Origin of the sequence: Verminephrobacter eiseniae EF01-2 (assembly GCF_000015565.1) — a bacterium.
Classification (GTDB): Bacteria; Pseudomonadota; Gammaproteobacteria; order Burkholderiales; family Burkholderiaceae_C; genus Acidovorax; species Acidovorax eiseniae.
On the sequence record NC_008786.1, the window covers coordinates 748,354 to 763,099 of the forward strand.

A 14,746-nucleotide genomic window follows, 5' to 3' on the forward strand; every position below is an offset into this window, starting at 1 on the left:
GTAATGCCCGGTCTCCGCATCATTCGAGCGTTGCCACTTCGACCAGCACTCTGCCCTGGGAAATCGCCGTTTGCAGTTCCCCGGACGGTTGAACGTCGGTTACCAGTGTGATATTGGATTGCCAGGTGCCCAATAGCGTCAGGGCACGCTTGTTGAACTTCGAGCCGTCGGCCAACACAAACACTTGGTCCGAATTGGCCATGATGGCTTGGTAGACCTGCCCGGCACTCAGCAAGGCTTCACTGACACCCTCACGGCTCACGCCAGAGGCGCCCAGAACAGCGACCGGCACATGAAAGCGCTCAATCGCCTTGATCGCCTCGGGGCCACAGACCAGACCTTCCTTTCCTTCAAAGATACCCGGCAGGCACATCACTTCAAAGCAAGGGTTGCGCGAAAGCTCCTGCGCAACGCTGTAGGCCGGTGTAATCACCGTCATGGGGTGATTGAGTCGTCGGATGGCCCGGGCGAAATGAAGTGTCGTGGCGCCACCACCAATCATCAGAACGTCCATATTGCCCAACCGCTGCGCCGCTTGGCGGGCAATGGCCTGGCGTTCCCGCACCTTCAGCAGCAGGCGCTCAGACAACGCCGGTTCGAATTGCTGCGTCCGCAACGCGCCGCCATAGGTGCGGCTGAGCTTTCCGCCTTCAGCCAATTCAGCGAGATCGCGCCGCACAGTCTCGGCCGAGACCCGCAGCGTCTGCGCCAACTGGTGCACACGCTGCGTCGGGTTCAACAACAGGGTTTCCAGGATCTGTTCCTGTCGCCGGGATTTGCGTGATTGCGTTGCCAAGGTACAACCTTCTCTCTGTGACCTGCCGTGAACTTGCCAGAGGATGCGCTACCCCGATTGAAGTCGCCTCGAATCTTTGAACCACTCAGCAGTAAAAGCCCGGGAATTGTGTCACACGGCAGTCCACCGGCGGAATGGGCACTCGGTGTTCATACACTCTATAGACAATCTCCGCAATGGTTCGATAGCTCTTGCCCGGCGTCTTTGCTGCGGCTGGCCTTGGCGTGCCGGATGGTGCTCAACCCGATTGGCCGATGGCAAGTTGCGCGAGCACGTCTGTGCGACACTCGTCTGGCATTGCCAGGGCAACACCCAAGCAACGCGCGGCAGGAGGATGGCTTTAGCCTTTCCCCGAGAGGGCAAGCACAGCGCGCAGGCGTCGGGGATGAACGCCCGAAGTAGAGGTGGTTCACCATCGTCTTCCGGGTTGGTCGCGCAAGATATTGCGGATTGCGGCCCTGACCGGCTGCTTCGTGTCAAACGTTGTAAAATTGCGAGAACAGGAGAATTGACCATGGGCGCCGTTGCATTCGATACCCTGAAATTCGTGAAAACCCTTGAGGCTGCTGGCGTATCGGTACCGCAGGCCGAAGCTATCTCGTTTGCCGTGCGTGAAGCGCACGAATCCGTAGACGTAGCAACCAAACGCGATTTGAAAGAAATGGAAGTCGGTTTGCGGCATGATACGAAAGAAATGGAAGCCAACTTGCGGCATGACATGAAGGAAATGGAAACCAGTTTGCGGCACGACATGAAGGAAATGGAAGCCAGTTTGCGGCATGACATGAAGAAAATGGAAGCCAGTTTGCAGCATGACATGAAGGAAATAGAAGCCAACTTGCGGCATGACATGAAAGTAATGGAAGCCAACTTGCGGCACGACATGCAAAAGGAGTTGGCGCCAATAAAAGCAGATGCGTTGCTGACCAAATGGATGCTCGGCGTCTTGCTTGCTGGCGTTGCGTCGCTCATTCTCAAAGCATTTTTCTGATGCATGCCATCCCCTGCAGCCACTGACTGATCGTTGTGCAGTTTCTTCGAGCAGGAAAGCCAAGCGCATCGTCCACATTCGCTTTGTCGGTCTTGATCAACGCCGTAATGATGGTGGCCCGAAAGCACGCGATACGGTGACCCGCCGCGCCGGCTTGCTGCAGCACGTCAGCAATTCATACCGTGGTTACTGGCAGCAATTCATGGAATAGCCGCCAAAAACTCGCAGACGATCAGATTGCGATGTGTCCATGCAATAGCATGCAAGTGAATGTGATACGTTGCTGATAATCCTTCCGGTAGCCGACAGCACGGATGATGTCAGCGTCAGGATTTCGCTTATGATTCCACTCATGAATCATCCGTGCACTTTGCCGGCATCACCTGTCTTGCATTTGTACTGTTTGCGATTTTCATTATTTTTCGCCAACGATTTGGAAATTGAATGCAGCCCCAGACCCAGCCGGCTCATATCCCACTCCTTCTTCATACGCTGCCAGAGTTGCTCCGGCACCCGGTCGCGGTTTGCTTCCAGCGAGGCGCTCATGCCCGCGTCCACGCGCTCGAACACACGCTCAGGCTTGAGCACATTGCAGCGATGACCAAAGGCGATCAGCGCCTTGCGATCGGGGTAGGCTCTGGACTTGTTCAGTTTCAGGGCAAGCTCGCGGTCCTGCGTCACCCGTCTTGTCCTCTCATTTACCACGTCATAAACGCTGGTCGTCACCACGTCATACATGGGCGAAAGCCGCACGCTGGCCGGGTCGTTGGGCCGCGCATACAACAGCCCGAAGTTCTTCATGTGCGCATCGCCGTTGCGCATCATGCAACTGGCCGTGAAATACTCGAAGAACCGCTGCTTGCTCTCAGCGGCATTCGGGCCGCAGTAGGCTTCGATGATCGACGGGATAAGCTCGTAAGAACCGCCATATTTGTAGTGTCCATATTCATCGTAAGTCTGCCCCGACAGCACCGACATATCCTCGAAGCCCAGGCGCGTAGCGGCACGGTCAAAGCGGCGCAGCACGAACAAACTGCCGTCATCGCTCAGATGGAACTCCGGCACCTCGATACCTGCGCGCCTGGCCGCATCCATGCACAGAAACTCGTTCTGCGTCAGATTCGGATGCGCCAGGCCAGAGGCCTTGACGATCAGATCGGAAAGCGTGGTGCGCGTAACACCTGCTGCACCACCGCCCCCCGCTTCGGCATCAGGAATCAGCACCTTGGGCTGCACGCCTGAAATCCCCGAAGCCAGATAAGTGTCCAGCAGATAATCGAACAAGGCGTCCGAAGCCCGCGCGCGCAGTAACTCGCTCAAACCCACATGCGCAGTGCGCCTGTCCGCAGGCGCGGCAGGGTCCGATACCGTCAACCGGCCAATCTGGTCATGCCCGACGATCGACAACATGGCCATGTCATCCAACTTGGCAAACTGCTTGCCATACCGCTCCTTGATGCGCTGCCGCAGATTCCCCTCTGGCAGATTCATGGCAAAGATCGGGTGCGGCCGGTTGCTGGTATAGCTTGCTGCGCGCAGCGGCATGCCCATGGCAAGCTCGCAATGGCGATCCTGCGTCGTGTAGTTGAAAACGAATTGCGACTCCCGCAGCAGCCGACCGCTCGCCCCTTGCGGCGTGCTGATCTCCAATGCCTTGATCTTGTCGCGCAGCGAATCAGCCATCGCTCGCTTCCAGCATGGCGCGCATCGTCTCCAGATCGGGGCGCGCATCGCTGATGGCCACCACCTTGCCCATGGCCGCCAACGCCGCAAAGACAATGTGCGAACCGACGTTCTTGCCGTTTTCCATGTCAGCGATGGTCTGCCGGCGTGTGCCAACCGCCGCCGCCACATCCTCCTGGCTCTTGCCAAGCGCACGGCGCTCGTCCCTGAGCATGTGCCCGAAGGTCTGGCTATCCTGTGCACGTCGTATCCTGTCCATATCGCATCCAAGTCCTGCCTCGGAATGTTCGTATCATCGAACGTTTCCGCTGTTTTGTCCATGGAATGTTCTGTATATCAAACATTTTCCAGGGATGTGTGCCCTTGGCAGCAAACAGCTCGCACCACTTTTGCGGCAGGCTGTGCAAGCGCCGGCTCCACCAAGGTCTGGGCATCCCGGCTGGCATCCTGATCGGGCAGATGGGGCAGATGGGGCAGCGGGAAAACAGCCGGCAACGCCCCGCTCAAGACCACCGGTGCGGCAGCCGCACGAGACCCGGCATCAGCGTCGGCGAGACAAAGCGAAAGTGCAGATGCTGCAACCACTGGTCATAAACCACCAGGCCGCTGGCATCGAACAAGAACGCGCTGACCACATACTCCCCGCTGTGCAGCGGCAAGGCCGGAAAGGTCAGCACCGAGCGCCAGCTACCATCGGCTTGCCGCACGGGTGCGGCACCCTCCTCATGGGTGGCCAGCGAAGTGATGCCGGAGCCTCTGGACTGCTCGATCATGAACCCTATGTTCGGCTGTTCGTCGCCACGCCCGCGCACCACGATGGTGGCGACCAGATCGGCGTGTTCGAGCAAGGCCGGCTCGCCCGGGCCAAGATCGGCCAGCGTCAGCGACAGTATTCTGGCGCCGCCATCATCGGGCGCTGGTGACAAGCCCTGCGGCGCCGATGTGCCCACGGGCGCGGCGGGCGCCGAGCGCAGGCGTGAATGCATCTCGTAGGCCCCCAGCACCGGCTCGGTCGCGCCCAAAGCGCGCACGCTGCCTGCGGCCAGCCACAGGGCGCGGTCGCACAGGCTGCGGACGTGGTACGGGCTGTGCGAGCAAAACAGGATGGCGCAGCCGCGTTCACGAAACTGCGTGATGCGCGCCACGCATTTTTTCTGGAAATGCTGATCGCCCACCGCCAGCGCCTCATCGATGATCAGCACATCGGGCTGAATGGCCGTCACCAACGCGAATGCCAGCCGCACCGTCATGCCCGAGGAATAGGTTTTCACCGGACGATCGAGCGCCTCCCCCAGTTCCGAAAACGCCACGATGGCAGACTCCAGGCGCGCCATCGCGGCATGGCTGATGCCGATCAGACTGCCGCCAAAATACAGATTGTCACGCCCGCTGAAGTCGGGATGAAACCCGGCGCCCAACTCCAAAATGGCAGTCACCCGCCCCTGGCGCTCGATGCGGCCGGCGCTGGGCTGCAAGGTGCCCGCCAGCAACTTCAGCAGCGAGCTCTTGCCCGCCCCATTGTCACCCACCACGCCCAAACACTGCCCACGGCGCAATTCAAACGAAACATCGCGCAAAGCCCAGTGGCTGTGATGCCTGGCCCGGCTGCCAAACAGCGCCTTGAAGCGCTCACGGGGCGAGGCATAGAGGCGATACTCCTTGGACAGGCCCTGCACCCGCAGCACCACATCGCCAACACCATTGCCAACACCATTGCCACCGCCATCGCAAGAACCGGTCATAACCAATCCACCAGTTGATCGCGGCTGCGCCTGAGCACCCAATCGAGCAGCCACGCCAGCAGCAGCACCCAGACCGCCGCCACGGCCCAGACCTCCCGGGGCGGCAGGTTGCCTTGCAGCAGCAACTGCTGGTAGCCCAGCACCAGGGCCGTCATCGGGTTCAACCACAGCACCCAGCGCCAAGCGGCAGGAAACAGGGTCAGCGGAAACAAAATCGGGCTGAGAAAAATACCGACCGACAGCATGAACCCGACCGCCTGAACCGTATCGCGCAGCGCCGCAGCAAAGATGGCCAGCAAATAGCCCAGCAACCAGCCCAAGAGCAACTGCAACGCCAGCAACGGCAGCAGGCCGGCGACGACGGCAGGCCGCCAGCCATGCAGCGGCGTGTAGGCCAGCGCCAGCGCCAACAGCAGCGGGCCATAGATCACGGCGCTGGCCAGCACCGCCCGGGTGGCGAACAGCACCGGCGGCAAGGCGTTTTTTTGCAACAGGCTCCCGGCGTCGATCAGGCTGCCCATGCCCCGGGAGACGGCATCACAAAAAGCCATCCAGGGCAACGCGCCGACGATCAGGAAAGTGCCCACCGCATGTGCTGGCGCACCCGCACCCAGGCGCATCGCAAACACCACGTCGAACACCAGGTAATAGGCCGCGACCGTCAGCAGCGGTTGCAAGTACGGCCAGACCAGGCCCGCCGCCGTGCCGGCATGTCTGGCCGCCACCTCCCGGCGCACCAACACCCACAGCAGCGCGCGCGCGCGCCAGACAGCCAGCACATCAGCGGCGAGCGCTGCGCACATCAGGGATTTCCATGACGCTGCGCGTCACACCCGCGGCCCGCGCCAGAAACGCCATGCAACCGGCTTTGCCGGGCCGCTGACGGCAGGCCACCGAATCGCCGCAGGCGACACCACACTCCATTGCGGCGCCGCTGGCGGCAGGCCCCACAGGCCCCACAGGCGCCGCAGCCGACGGACTCCACTGAGGCGCCGCAGGCGGCAGGTTCCAACCGGGCGCCGCAAACGGCAGGCTCCAATGAAAAGGCGCCGCAAGCGGCGCGGAGGTGCTCACTTCAACGGGCCGCATCCTCGGGTTTGAACCGGGACGAAAAGCTGCTGACCGCCGTCTCATCGATCTGCATTTCCTCTTGCAGGCGTTGCGCATCCTTGGCGCGCGCCTCGCGCAGCAGCGCGTTGCGCGCCTGCAGCCGCAATGGATCGCGCATCTCGTCGAACCCGCGCAAACCCGCAGGACGGCGTTCCTCCAGACGGATGATGTGATAACCGAACGACGTTTCAACCACCTCGCTCAAATCGCCAGGCTCCTTGAGCGCCTTCAGCGCCTGCTCGAAAGGGGGCACCGTGCTGCCGTCCGTGAGAAAACCCAGGTCGCCGCCCTGGGCCGCGCTGGCGTTGTCTTCGGAATGGTCCTTGGCCAACTGCGCAAAGTCTTTCCCGGCCTTGGCCTCGGCGAGCCACTGCTCGATCAGGGCGCGCTTTTCCGGGGACTTTTCCTTGACCAGAAGATGCCTTACGCGGATGCGCTCGGGCGCTGTCAGTTGCTTGTCGTCCATGGCCCGGTAGGTCGATTGCGCATACGCCAGCAGCGCCGCATCATCGGGTTGGTGGCTCTTGTCGAAATCTGCCAGATACAGATCGGCCAGCGCTTTTTCGCGTGCCAATGCCAGGGCCGCTGCCGCCTCTGGCCCTTGCGCCAGCCCCTGGCGTTCGGCCTGCAGCGCCATCGCGCGCTGCAGATAGACATTGGCAGCCAACTGGCCTACCTGGCCGGGGCGCGACAGCACGGTTGCCCGGGCGGCGTCGGGGATGCGGGTCACCGCATCCGCCGCCACATCGGCGTCAGTCACTTGCCCTGCCGGCCCTTGCGCAAGAACGGACTGCGCCGAAGCCATCAGCGGGATAAAGGAAGCCACGAGGGCCGCGAAGAAAAAGGCCGGGCAGGCCAAGAAGGTCAAGAAGGTCAAGGGAGCCAAAGGGCCTGCGCCAACGGCGCGGCCAAGTGGCAGGCGCGGGGTGAGGAGCATGTTTGTATGAAAAATGAAGGACACTGTAACACGGCAGGCGACCCGTCTGGTCGCCGCATCAGCGCAGCGCAAAACGGCGCTGCCCATGCCGGGTGCACAGAAAAAAAGCGGGGGCAAGCCCCCGCTTTTTCTTTGATGGCCACCAGCGGCCATCACACCCCGGTCGTTACTTGGAGAAACGGTGCGGTGCGGTGATGCTGAAGTTGGTGGACTTGCCGGCAGCTATGGGGCCGGTCATCTTCACGAACGCGCTACCAATGATAGGCAAGCCACGATAGGTTTTCGGGTTGCTGTTTGCCACTTCCAATCCCCTAGTGTTGATGTCCATCCAACCGCTGGTAAACCCGCCGGTGTCGATGTCCTTGGTAGCGATCTTGGCTTTCAACGCTTGAGTAGTGCTGAAGCCCAGCACGCTGACTTCACCGCAGAAGTTCACGCTCTTGCCCGCAACGCCAGGCGAGATCACGAAGCCGCCGGAATCCTTCTTGGCTTCTTCCTGGTTGTATACGAACAAATCACCACCGGGTTCGACGCAGGCCTGGTACTTCGGAGCACCGTCAGCGCCCATTTTCGTGTTGGTAGACGTGAAGAAATCCGAAGGACCGCGGACGGCATTAGCAGCCACACCTTGGCTAACTCCGTTGAATATCGGATTTTCCATGGTTGCGGTGCTCGTGTAGTCGACACCCACAGCGTAACGACGGGTAGGCATGGAGAACACCCATTCCGTAGCGGCAGAAATTTTGGGATTGGTGATGTATTCATTGATCACATGCTGGACCGCCAGCGACTCGGTCAGTGCCTCGGCCTGCCGAATGGGTGCGGAGCCCCTAGCTGCCAAGTCGATAGCAGTAGCATTCTCCGCCTCAATGGAGGCGTTGGTGCCGTACAGCAAGTATGGCGTGGACATGTCAGGGAGGTCAAACTGCACTGCAGGAATGATGCCCGTACCTGGAGTAGCACCGCCCTTGTTGCGCAACAACGGATCCGCAGTCAACAGATTGACGTCGGCAGCAGGCACGCGATCTGACTTCTGGGCTGAAAAAACCACACGGCCCGGAGCAGGAGCATCAGTACCATTGCGGGCCTCGATGGCAGTCATGTTGCCAGACCAACCCACCGATGCACCGTAGATGTTCAGGATGGTCCACGAACCAGTCAAACCCGTTGTAGGCGCCCAGAGGCCATGCTTCAGCAAGTTGGTACGGTCAGTTTCCGCAGCCGTGCCAGTAGATGCGCTAATGTTGCTCAGGGTCGGATCAGATCTCAGCTTGTCCAATCCCGAGCCGCAAGCAGGCTTGCCTGCATTGTCACCTGAGGGAGCATGCTTGATCGCAGTGAACAGAGGGTTGTCGATGGCTGCTGTGCCGTTTTGTGCTATCTCTCCGGCAGTGGCAGGCACCTTCGGAGGAATGTCGGCCATGTTGAAGATTTCAACATAGCCTTCCAAGGTTTCAAGGGCCCTGGCAGCTTCGTCCGCGCCGTACACACGGGCGGTCATGAACTTGGTGCTGTTGAGCGCAGCGCTGCTCGGCAATGTGCAGCTATTGTCCGGGGTGAAGAGCTGGGCCTTACCCGATGCGGCGTCCTTGCTGACGTTGGCCGTCCACACGTCGCCAGGCGACATCAGCAGCGTGAAATCGAAAACGTCGTCGGAGTTGGAAGCGCCACGGAAGCGCACCTTCACGGCCTTGCCGTTCTTGGTGTCGGTGTTGACGATGCTCAGCAACGTGCCATTGCCCTCTTGCACGCTGTAGTAAGGCACCAGCAGGATGTGACCAATGCCATTGGGGTTGACCTTCAAATCGGTCGCCGACGTCGCAGGCAGGGTAACCGCCGTGGAAGCCGCAGCAGCGGTGCCATATGCGACGCCCGCAGACGCAGCCCCGGAGAGGGCCAGACTACCAATCATGGTAGCGATGCTCAGAGAGAGAACATTTTTTTTCATGAAAACTCCAGTTGGAAAAAGTTGGTAAGCGCAACTACCAAGATTGTTTACGCCCAAGGATGGTAGCACAGCAAGGTTCGGTAGACGCAAGCGAAATTTCCTGTGTCAACCCGATGTGTAGATTAAAAGCAACATGCCTTCCGTCCGTTTGCATCCGTTTCGATAGTGACCCTCCTCTGCCACCCGGCAGATGGCAGGCAAGATTGGTCCAAAGATGTCTCGAGCGCTCATAGTTTCTGGTACAGCCACCACTGCCCGTCTTCCAAAAGCCACGTTTCATCCACAGCCGTCGTTATCGTACCCCTGTATGGCGTGGTGAAGATAGGCTTTGCTTCAATTTTTACCACGGCCGTGCATTTTTCTGTAGCACATTCGACACGCACCACCTGCGCGCCGATCCAGGTGGCGACGCCGCCGAGGTCGGCGCTGTAGCGCTCCAGCGACGTGACTGCGCGGTAAGAGGGCGTGATGAAGCCGTAGGCTTGCTTGATGTCGCCGGCCAGCAGCGCCTTCCAGCGCGCGTTGGCGCGCTGCTCTACGGCTTGCTCGGGGCTGGCAGGGGTGGGGGCGGCGCAGCCTGTCAAGGCTACCATGGCTGCGACCGCCGCAGCGCGCCATATGCCTGGGCGGCCTGGGCGCGCGGCGCGGGCTGTGCGGGTATGCGCGGGGCGCGCCGCGTGGATATGCGCGCCGCGTTCAGCGTCAATGTGCGTGCCGCGTGCCGCGTGGGTGTGTGTGGCGCGTGCCGCGTGGATGTGTGTGGCGCGTGCCGCGCCGGGGAAAAGCGTCATCGGTTCGACTCCGTGGTTCATTGGGTTTTCAGTCCTGCACGGCGGGCTGCAGGGCTGGGGGCTGTTGCAGGCCGACAAAGCCTTTCATCCGGTCGCGCAGTTCTTCGCTGACCTGGCGAATGTCGATGTCGGAGCGCACCACTCGAGGCGTGATGATCACCAATAGTTCCGTGCGCCTGCCGTCATTGACCGTGGTGCCAAAGAGGTTGCCGAACAGCGGCAGGGCGTGCAAGACGGGGATGCCCGATTTGGTGCTGCTGCTGCTTTCCTGGATCAGCCCGCCCATCACGATGGATTCACCCGAGCGCACCGATACCTTGCTGGACAGTTGGCGTTGCAGGAAGGCGCGCTGGTTGGTCACTTCGTCCTTGGCGCCCACGTCGGTGACGGATTGGTCGATCTGCATGGTGACGATGTTGCCGGCGTTCACCGAGGGCGTGACCACCAGGTTGACGCCGGTGTCTTTGTATTCGATGTTGGTGCTGGTGACCGTTCCTTCGAGGTTGCTGGTCGTGCCGGCCTGTATCGGGGTTTGATCGCCTACGGCAATGGATGCGGTGTGGTTGTCGAGCACCATCAGCGAGGGGCTGGCCACTACTTTGACCGTGGTTTTGGCCGACAGGACGTTGAGCATGGCCCGCACCGCGCCGGCCGGGCTTTTCAGCGCGTAGGAAAAGCCGGCGAGCGCGCCGCCGAGGATGCCGCCGGTGCTTGTGCCATCGCGGCTGCTGAGCGCGCCCTGGCCCCTGTCGATGCCGGAGCGGCTGTCGTTGAACGCCCATTGCAGTCCGTAGCGCAGGTCGTCGTTCAGGGTCACTTCGATGATGCTGGCCTCGATCAGCACCTGCGTGGGCGGCAGGTCCAGCCGCCGCAGGGTCGATTCGATCTTGGCGTATTCGGCGCGCGTGCTCCATACCAGCACGGAGTTGTTCAGTTCATCGGCCATGACCCGTATGTTCCCCAGGGCGGCTACGGCCGGTGCCGATGGCGTGTCCCGTGCGCCGGACGCGCCCGTCGTTGCCTGGCCAGAGCCGAACCTGCCCGAACGAAAGCCGCCAAACCTGCTCTGGCTGCTGCCGATGGCGCCAGTGCCCAGCCACAAGCCTTCGATGACGGGGCTGCTGTTGCTGCTGTTGCTGTTGCTGCTGGTGGTGGCCGCCGGCAAGCCGGGCGCCACGCCGCTGTTGGCCGCCGTGCCGGGGGCTGGCTTCGTGCCGAAGATGCCACTGAGCACGGAGGCCAGGTGGCGCGCGTTCACGTTTTGCACTTGGTAGATGAACAGTTGCGGCTCGGCGCTGTTGTCCGAGGGCTGGTCCAGGCGCTCGATCCAGCGGCGCGCCTCGTCGAGATAGGCGGCCCGTGGCGTGACGACCAAAATGCTGTTGATGCGCTCGATGGGCAGCACGCGCACGGCGCCGGCCAACGGCAGCGGCATGTTGTCTGCCGGCCCGGCCGCCGTCCCGCCGGGGGCCGCCCCGGGCATGGCAATGGCGCTCACGGGTCTGTCGGCGGCTTGGTTGTTCTGACGGGGTGCGCCGCCGGTGCTCAACCATTGCAGCGCTGCCTCGACTTCTTTGACCGAGACGTACTTGAGCGGGAAAACCCCGACCGACATGCCCTTGAGGAGGTTGACATCGAAGGTGCTGATGATGTCGAGCCAGCCTTCGGCCTGGGCGCGGCTGCCTGCAAGCACCAGCAGGTTGCGCACCGTGTCGACGCGGATCAAGGCTTCGGGCGGCACCATCGGGCGCAGGATGGTGGCCATCTCGGCCGCGCCGATGTACTGCAAAGGCACGACCACGGCGCCCGAACCGGGCGGCAGCGGGCCGCTGCCGACGCCCGCTTGCCGCACGGCGGCGCCGATGCCCTTGAGCGTTTCCGGCCGGCCTACGTGGTAGGCGCCGCGCGGGTCGCGCAGCATGGCCAGGCCGTTGGCCTGGAGCGCCGTTTCCAGCAGGAAGATGGCCTGGTCTGGCGCCACTGGCTGCTGCGTCGCCAGCGTGATGCTGCCGCTGATGGGCGGGTGCAGCACGTAATCGACCTTGAGGATGTCGCCGAGCATGGTGCGCACCACTTCGGCGATGGGCGCCTCTTCAAACCGGAAGGAACTGGGCGCCCCTTCGGGCGGCGGCACCGGCTTGGCGGCGCCGATCACCTGGTCATTGCCACGGATGATGCGCGGCTCGAACACGGCATCGGGGCCGGGCGCAGAAGGCGGCTCGGCGGGCGGCGGGTCTTCGCCTGCCGCCCATACCACGGAGCCTGTCAGCAAGGCACAGGCGGCAATGGCCAAACGCTGTGTGAACATGGGGTGATGGCTCATGAATTTACTACTCTTGGACTGGGGGAAATCCTTGCGCGGCCCGTCTTGCGTTGCGCAGCACAAGGCGCGCCCGTTCGGCCTCTTGGCGTTCTTGCTCTTGCCTGAGCACCGGGTCTTGCACTTGCGAGGGCAGTTGCGAGGGCAGGTCTGGTGGTTTGGCGCCGACCGGGATGGCCCCCGGCGGCACAGGCCCGCCCATGATGGCGCCCGCTGGCGATGCTGGCGGCGCAGGCGCCACGGCACCCAGCCTGGACGGCAGCAGCCGCAGCACCTGTATGTCTGCGCCACGGGCCAATGTCACTTCCGTGCCGGCGATGCCTTTGACGGTCCAGTCCCCCAGCGTGCTGCCCACGGCGATGCGCCGATCTTTGCCATCGACGCGCGCAAAGATGCCGCCAGCGCCCGCCCCTTGGGCGGAGTACAGGCCCTGGAGCTGGATGTTGGCGAGCGGATCGGCGGGCGCCGCCACTGGCGCAATCGGCACCGGGCGCCGGTTGGGGGAAAACAGCGGGCGCTCGAGCGTGACCAGGAAGCTGCTGACCAAGACCGGGTTGCGGGCCGGCAAGCCGCTGCCGGGGTCGGAAAACTGCGGCGCGCGTGCCGCCGGGGGCTGCCAATGCAGGTGGCGCAGCGCGCGGGCCGGGGTGAACCACAGGGCCGCCAGCGCGCAGGCCAGCAGCAGATTGACGGCCAGCAGCAGGCGCAGGATATGCGTCTTGATCATGGCCTGACCCGCAGCACGAAAAGGTCGAACTGGATCGAGAGCTTCTGCGGCTTGTCGGCGTTGACCGCCCCCAGGGTCTGCACGTTCAGGCCGTCGATGATGATCGCGGGGTTCTGGCTCGACATCACCGCCAAGGCGCTTTGCAGGGCCATCAGTTCTCCTTCGGTGCGCACCGCCAGCGGAATCTGGTCGACATTGCCTTGCTCCTTGGGCGGCAGGACTTGGCTGCTGACGATCTGCAAGCCCGCCGCGCTGAAGATGTCGCGGATGCGCTGCTGGGCGTTGTTGCCGACCTGGGAGGCGTCGAGGTTGGCGGCGTAGACATACTGCGCCAACAGTGCGTGCGCCTGGGCGTTGGCGGCGCGCAATTGGTCGGCGCTGCCCTGAAGCCCCAACAGACGGGCGTAGCGGGGCGCCAATTGGTCGAGCCGCTCTTGGGCCCATTGGTGCTTTTGCAAGACATAGGCGCCGCCGGCTGCCAGCGGCAGGGCCACGGCGGCCACGAGCAGCAGCAACAGGGATTGCGGGGTGAGCAGGCGCGTGCCGGGCTTCATGGCGTGGCCTGCGCTGCCGCCGGGGCGGATGGGGTGGCCGGGCCGGGGGCGGCCGGGGCGGAAGGGGCCGATGGCCCCAGGGCCTTGGTATCCAGGGTCAGTTCGATGCTGAAGATGTCTTTGCTGGCACCCGGTGGGCGCATTGCCGCCGTCGGGGCGCGCACGTCGCGCAGCACGGGGTGTGCGCTGAGCAATTGCATCAGCGCGGCGGCATTGCCGGTTTGCCCGGTGAGCGATACCTTGCTGCCTTGTATTTGCAGCGTGAACACCGTCGTGTCGTCGGGCAGGGCCTGGGTCAGCAGTTCCATCACGCGCAGCGGATCGACGTGCTCGGCCAGGATGGCTTGCAAGGCCGTCAGTTGGGTCTGTACCTGCACCAGCGCTTCGCGCTCGCGCAGCAGCGCGGCGGTGCGCTGACTGAGCGCCGTAAAGGCATTGACGGCTTCGATGGCCCGCAGGCGCATTTGCAAGGTGGGCGTGATGGCAATGGCCAGCAGCAGCGCTGCCATGGACGCCAGCAATGCCCATGCGGTCACCTGCTGGCGCGCCACGGCGCGGTAGCGCAGGGTTTCAGCAAAGCCGCGCAGCACCACGGGCGTGCGCCCCGGGACGGTGGCCCAGACTTCGGGGCTGGCAGGGCTGGCGCCGGCGGCAGCACGCAGGCGCTCTTGCATGCCAAGCAGGTATTGGGCGATTTGCTTGCCCGAGGCGAGCACGCCATCGACTTGCAGCCCCCTGGGCGGGGTGGCATGGACGGTGTATCCCCAGACCAGGTCGTCCTCGGCGAATGGACTGCTGCTGCGCAGATCGAGTGCCACGGCCTCTTGCACCGACGCGGCGGGCATCGACGGCAGTTGCAGGCTGCGGCGCAGCAATAGCTCGTCGGGCAGTTCGACGGCCAGAAACCGCGCGCGCGGCGTGCCGGCCCGGGGCGAGGATTTTTGCGGCGCCCTTTGCGGTGCGCCTTCCCGGGCTTGCCACAGGCTTTCGCTGCCGTCGGCCTGTAGCAGCCGGACGGGCTGCATCGGGCTGATCCATGACAGCAGGGGCCCGCTGCGCAGACCGGCCCAGGCTTGCCCCAGATCGCGGCGCAACGGCGCCAGGTCCAGGCCAAAAAATCGATCGTCTGAATGAATGAATGCCATGG

General features: G+C 63.0%; 14 protein-coding genes. 1 reads left to right on the forward strand and 13 read right to left on the reverse strand.

The features are described 5' to 3' along the window. Positions 1 to 19: 19 nt before the first annotated feature. On the reverse strand, positions 20 to 796 hold the full coding sequence (locus VEIS_RS03280; RefSeq protein ID WP_011808465.1) for a DeoR/GlpR family DNA-binding transcription regulator: 777 nt from the start codon (positions 794 to 796) through the stop codon (positions 20 to 22). Between the two features lie 514 nt (positions 797 to 1,310). Here VEIS_RS03280 and VEIS_RS29535 point away from each other — a divergent pair. After that, on the forward strand, positions 1,311 to 1,787 hold the full coding sequence (locus VEIS_RS29535) for a coiled-coil domain-containing protein (RefSeq protein ID WP_011808466.1): 477 nt from the start codon (positions 1,311 to 1,313) through the stop codon (positions 1,785 to 1,787). Here the strand turns inward: VEIS_RS29535 and VEIS_RS28180 are convergent. The 12 genes from VEIS_RS28180 to VEIS_RS03345 all read right to left on the reverse strand — a co-directional run bounded on the left by VEIS_RS28180 (position 1,771) and on the right by VEIS_RS03345 (position 14,744). Then, complete coding sequence (locus VEIS_RS28180) at positions 1,771 to 1,953, reverse strand: hypothetical protein (protein WP_157048383.1); 183 nt, start codon at positions 1,951 to 1,953, stop codon at positions 1,771 to 1,773. The two genes, VEIS_RS29535 and VEIS_RS28180, sit on opposite strands and share 17 nt — an antisense overlap. Positions 1,954 to 2,144: 191 nt before the next feature. Next, on the reverse strand, positions 2,145 to 3,470 hold the full coding sequence (locus VEIS_RS03290; RefSeq protein WP_086014349.1) for a type II toxin-antitoxin system HipA family toxin: 1,326 nt from the start codon (positions 3,468 to 3,470) through the stop codon (positions 2,145 to 2,147). Continuing rightward, positions 3,463 to 3,729, reverse strand: a complete 267-nt coding sequence (locus tag VEIS_RS03295; protein ID WP_041949778.1) for a helix-turn-helix transcriptional regulator — start codon at positions 3,727 to 3,729, stop codon at positions 3,463 to 3,465. The genes VEIS_RS03290 and VEIS_RS03295 overlap by 8 nt, the downstream gene beginning before the upstream one ends. Before the next feature lie 244 nt (positions 3,730 to 3,973). Continuing rightward, positions 3,974 to 5,212, reverse strand: a complete 1,239-nt coding sequence (locus VEIS_RS03300) for an ABC transporter ATP-binding protein (RefSeq protein WP_011808469.1) — start codon at positions 5,210 to 5,212, stop codon at positions 3,974 to 3,976. Continuing rightward, positions 5,209 to 6,015, reverse strand: a complete 807-nt coding sequence (locus VEIS_RS03305) for an ABC transporter permease (RefSeq protein WP_011808470.1) — start codon at positions 6,013 to 6,015, stop codon at positions 5,209 to 5,211. The genes VEIS_RS03300 and VEIS_RS03305 overlap by 4 nt, the downstream gene beginning before the upstream one ends. A gap of 272 nt (positions 6,016 to 6,287) precedes the next feature. Beyond that, positions 6,288 to 7,082 (reverse strand): peptidylprolyl isomerase, encoded by a 795-nt coding sequence (locus VEIS_RS03315; protein WP_232287829.1) that lies wholly within the window; start codon positions 7,080 to 7,082, stop codon positions 6,288 to 6,290. A gap of 343 nt (positions 7,083 to 7,425) precedes the next feature. After that, the gene (locus tag VEIS_RS03320; RefSeq protein WP_011808472.1) at positions 7,426 to 9,207 is read right to left on the reverse strand and encodes a hypothetical protein; all 1,782 of its coding nucleotides are present in this window, start codon (positions 9,205 to 9,207) and stop codon (positions 7,426 to 7,428) included. Positions 9,208 to 9,434: 227 nt separating this feature from the next. Further along, the gene (locus tag VEIS_RS28185) at positions 9,435 to 9,800 is read right to left on the reverse strand and encodes a hypothetical protein (protein WP_157048384.1); all 366 of its coding nucleotides are present in this window, start codon (positions 9,798 to 9,800) and stop codon (positions 9,435 to 9,437) included. 226 nt (positions 9,801 to 10,026) lie between these two features. Next, on the reverse strand, positions 10,027 to 12,321 hold the full coding sequence (gspD, locus tag VEIS_RS03330; protein WP_157048385.1) for a type II secretion system secretin GspD: 2,295 nt from the start codon (positions 12,319 to 12,321) through the stop codon (positions 10,027 to 10,029). Positions 12,322 to 12,328: 7 nt separating this feature from the next. Further along, positions 12,329 to 13,045, reverse strand: a complete 717-nt coding sequence (locus VEIS_RS24620; protein ID WP_011808475.1) for a hypothetical protein — start codon at positions 13,043 to 13,045, stop codon at positions 12,329 to 12,331. Next, on the reverse strand, positions 13,042 to 13,599 hold the full coding sequence (gspM, locus tag VEIS_RS03340) for a type II secretion system protein GspM (protein ID WP_011808476.1): 558 nt from the start codon (positions 13,597 to 13,599) through the stop codon (positions 13,042 to 13,044). Before gspM ends, VEIS_RS24620 begins: the two co-directional genes overlap by 4 nt. After that, a complete protein-coding gene (locus VEIS_RS03345; protein ID WP_011808477.1) occupies positions 13,596 to 14,744 on the reverse strand; it encodes a PilN domain-containing protein in 1,149 nt (382 codons plus the stop codon). The genes gspM and VEIS_RS03345 overlap by 4 nt, the downstream gene beginning before the upstream one ends. Positions 14,745 to 14,746 lie beyond the last annotated feature (2 nt).

Coding starts and splice junctions, on each gene's coding strand:
- VEIS_RS29535 (WP_011808466.1), top strand. CDS start 1,311: ATGGGCGCCGTTGCATTCGATACCCTGAAATTCGTGAAAACCCTTGAG.
- VEIS_RS03290 (WP_086014349.1), bottom strand. CDS start 3,470: ATGGCTGATTCGCTGCGCGACAAGATCAAGGCATTGGAGATCAGCACG.
- VEIS_RS03295 (WP_041949778.1), bottom strand. CDS start 3,729: ATGGACAGGATACGACGTGCACAGGATAGCCAGACCTTCGGGCACATG.
- VEIS_RS03300 (WP_011808469.1), bottom strand. CDS start 5,212: ATGACCGGTTCTTGCGATGGCGGTGGCAATGGTGTTGGCAATGGTGTT.
- VEIS_RS03305 (WP_011808470.1), bottom strand. CDS start 6,015: ATGTGCGCAGCGCTCGCCGCTGATGTGCTGGCTGTCTGGCGCGCGCGC.
- VEIS_RS03320 (WP_011808472.1), bottom strand. CDS start 9,207: ATGAAAAAAAATGTTCTCTCTCTGAGCATCGCTACCATGATTGGTAGT.
- VEIS_RS28185 (WP_157048384.1), bottom strand. CDS start 9,800: ATGGTAGCCTTGACAGGCTGCGCCGCCCCCACCCCTGCCAGCCCCGAG.
- gspD (WP_157048385.1), bottom strand. CDS start 12,321: ATGAGCCATCACCCCATGTTCACACAGCGTTTGGCCATTGCCGCCTGT.
- VEIS_RS24620 (WP_011808475.1), bottom strand. CDS start 13,045: ATGATCAAGACGCATATCCTGCGCCTGCTGCTGGCCGTCAATCTGCTG.
- gspM (WP_011808476.1), bottom strand. CDS start 13,599: ATGAAGCCCGGCACGCGCCTGCTCACCCCGCAATCCCTGTTGCTGCTG.
- VEIS_RS03345 (WP_011808477.1), bottom strand. CDS start 14,744: ATGGCATTCATTCATTCAGACGATCGATTTTTTGGCCTGGACCTGGCG.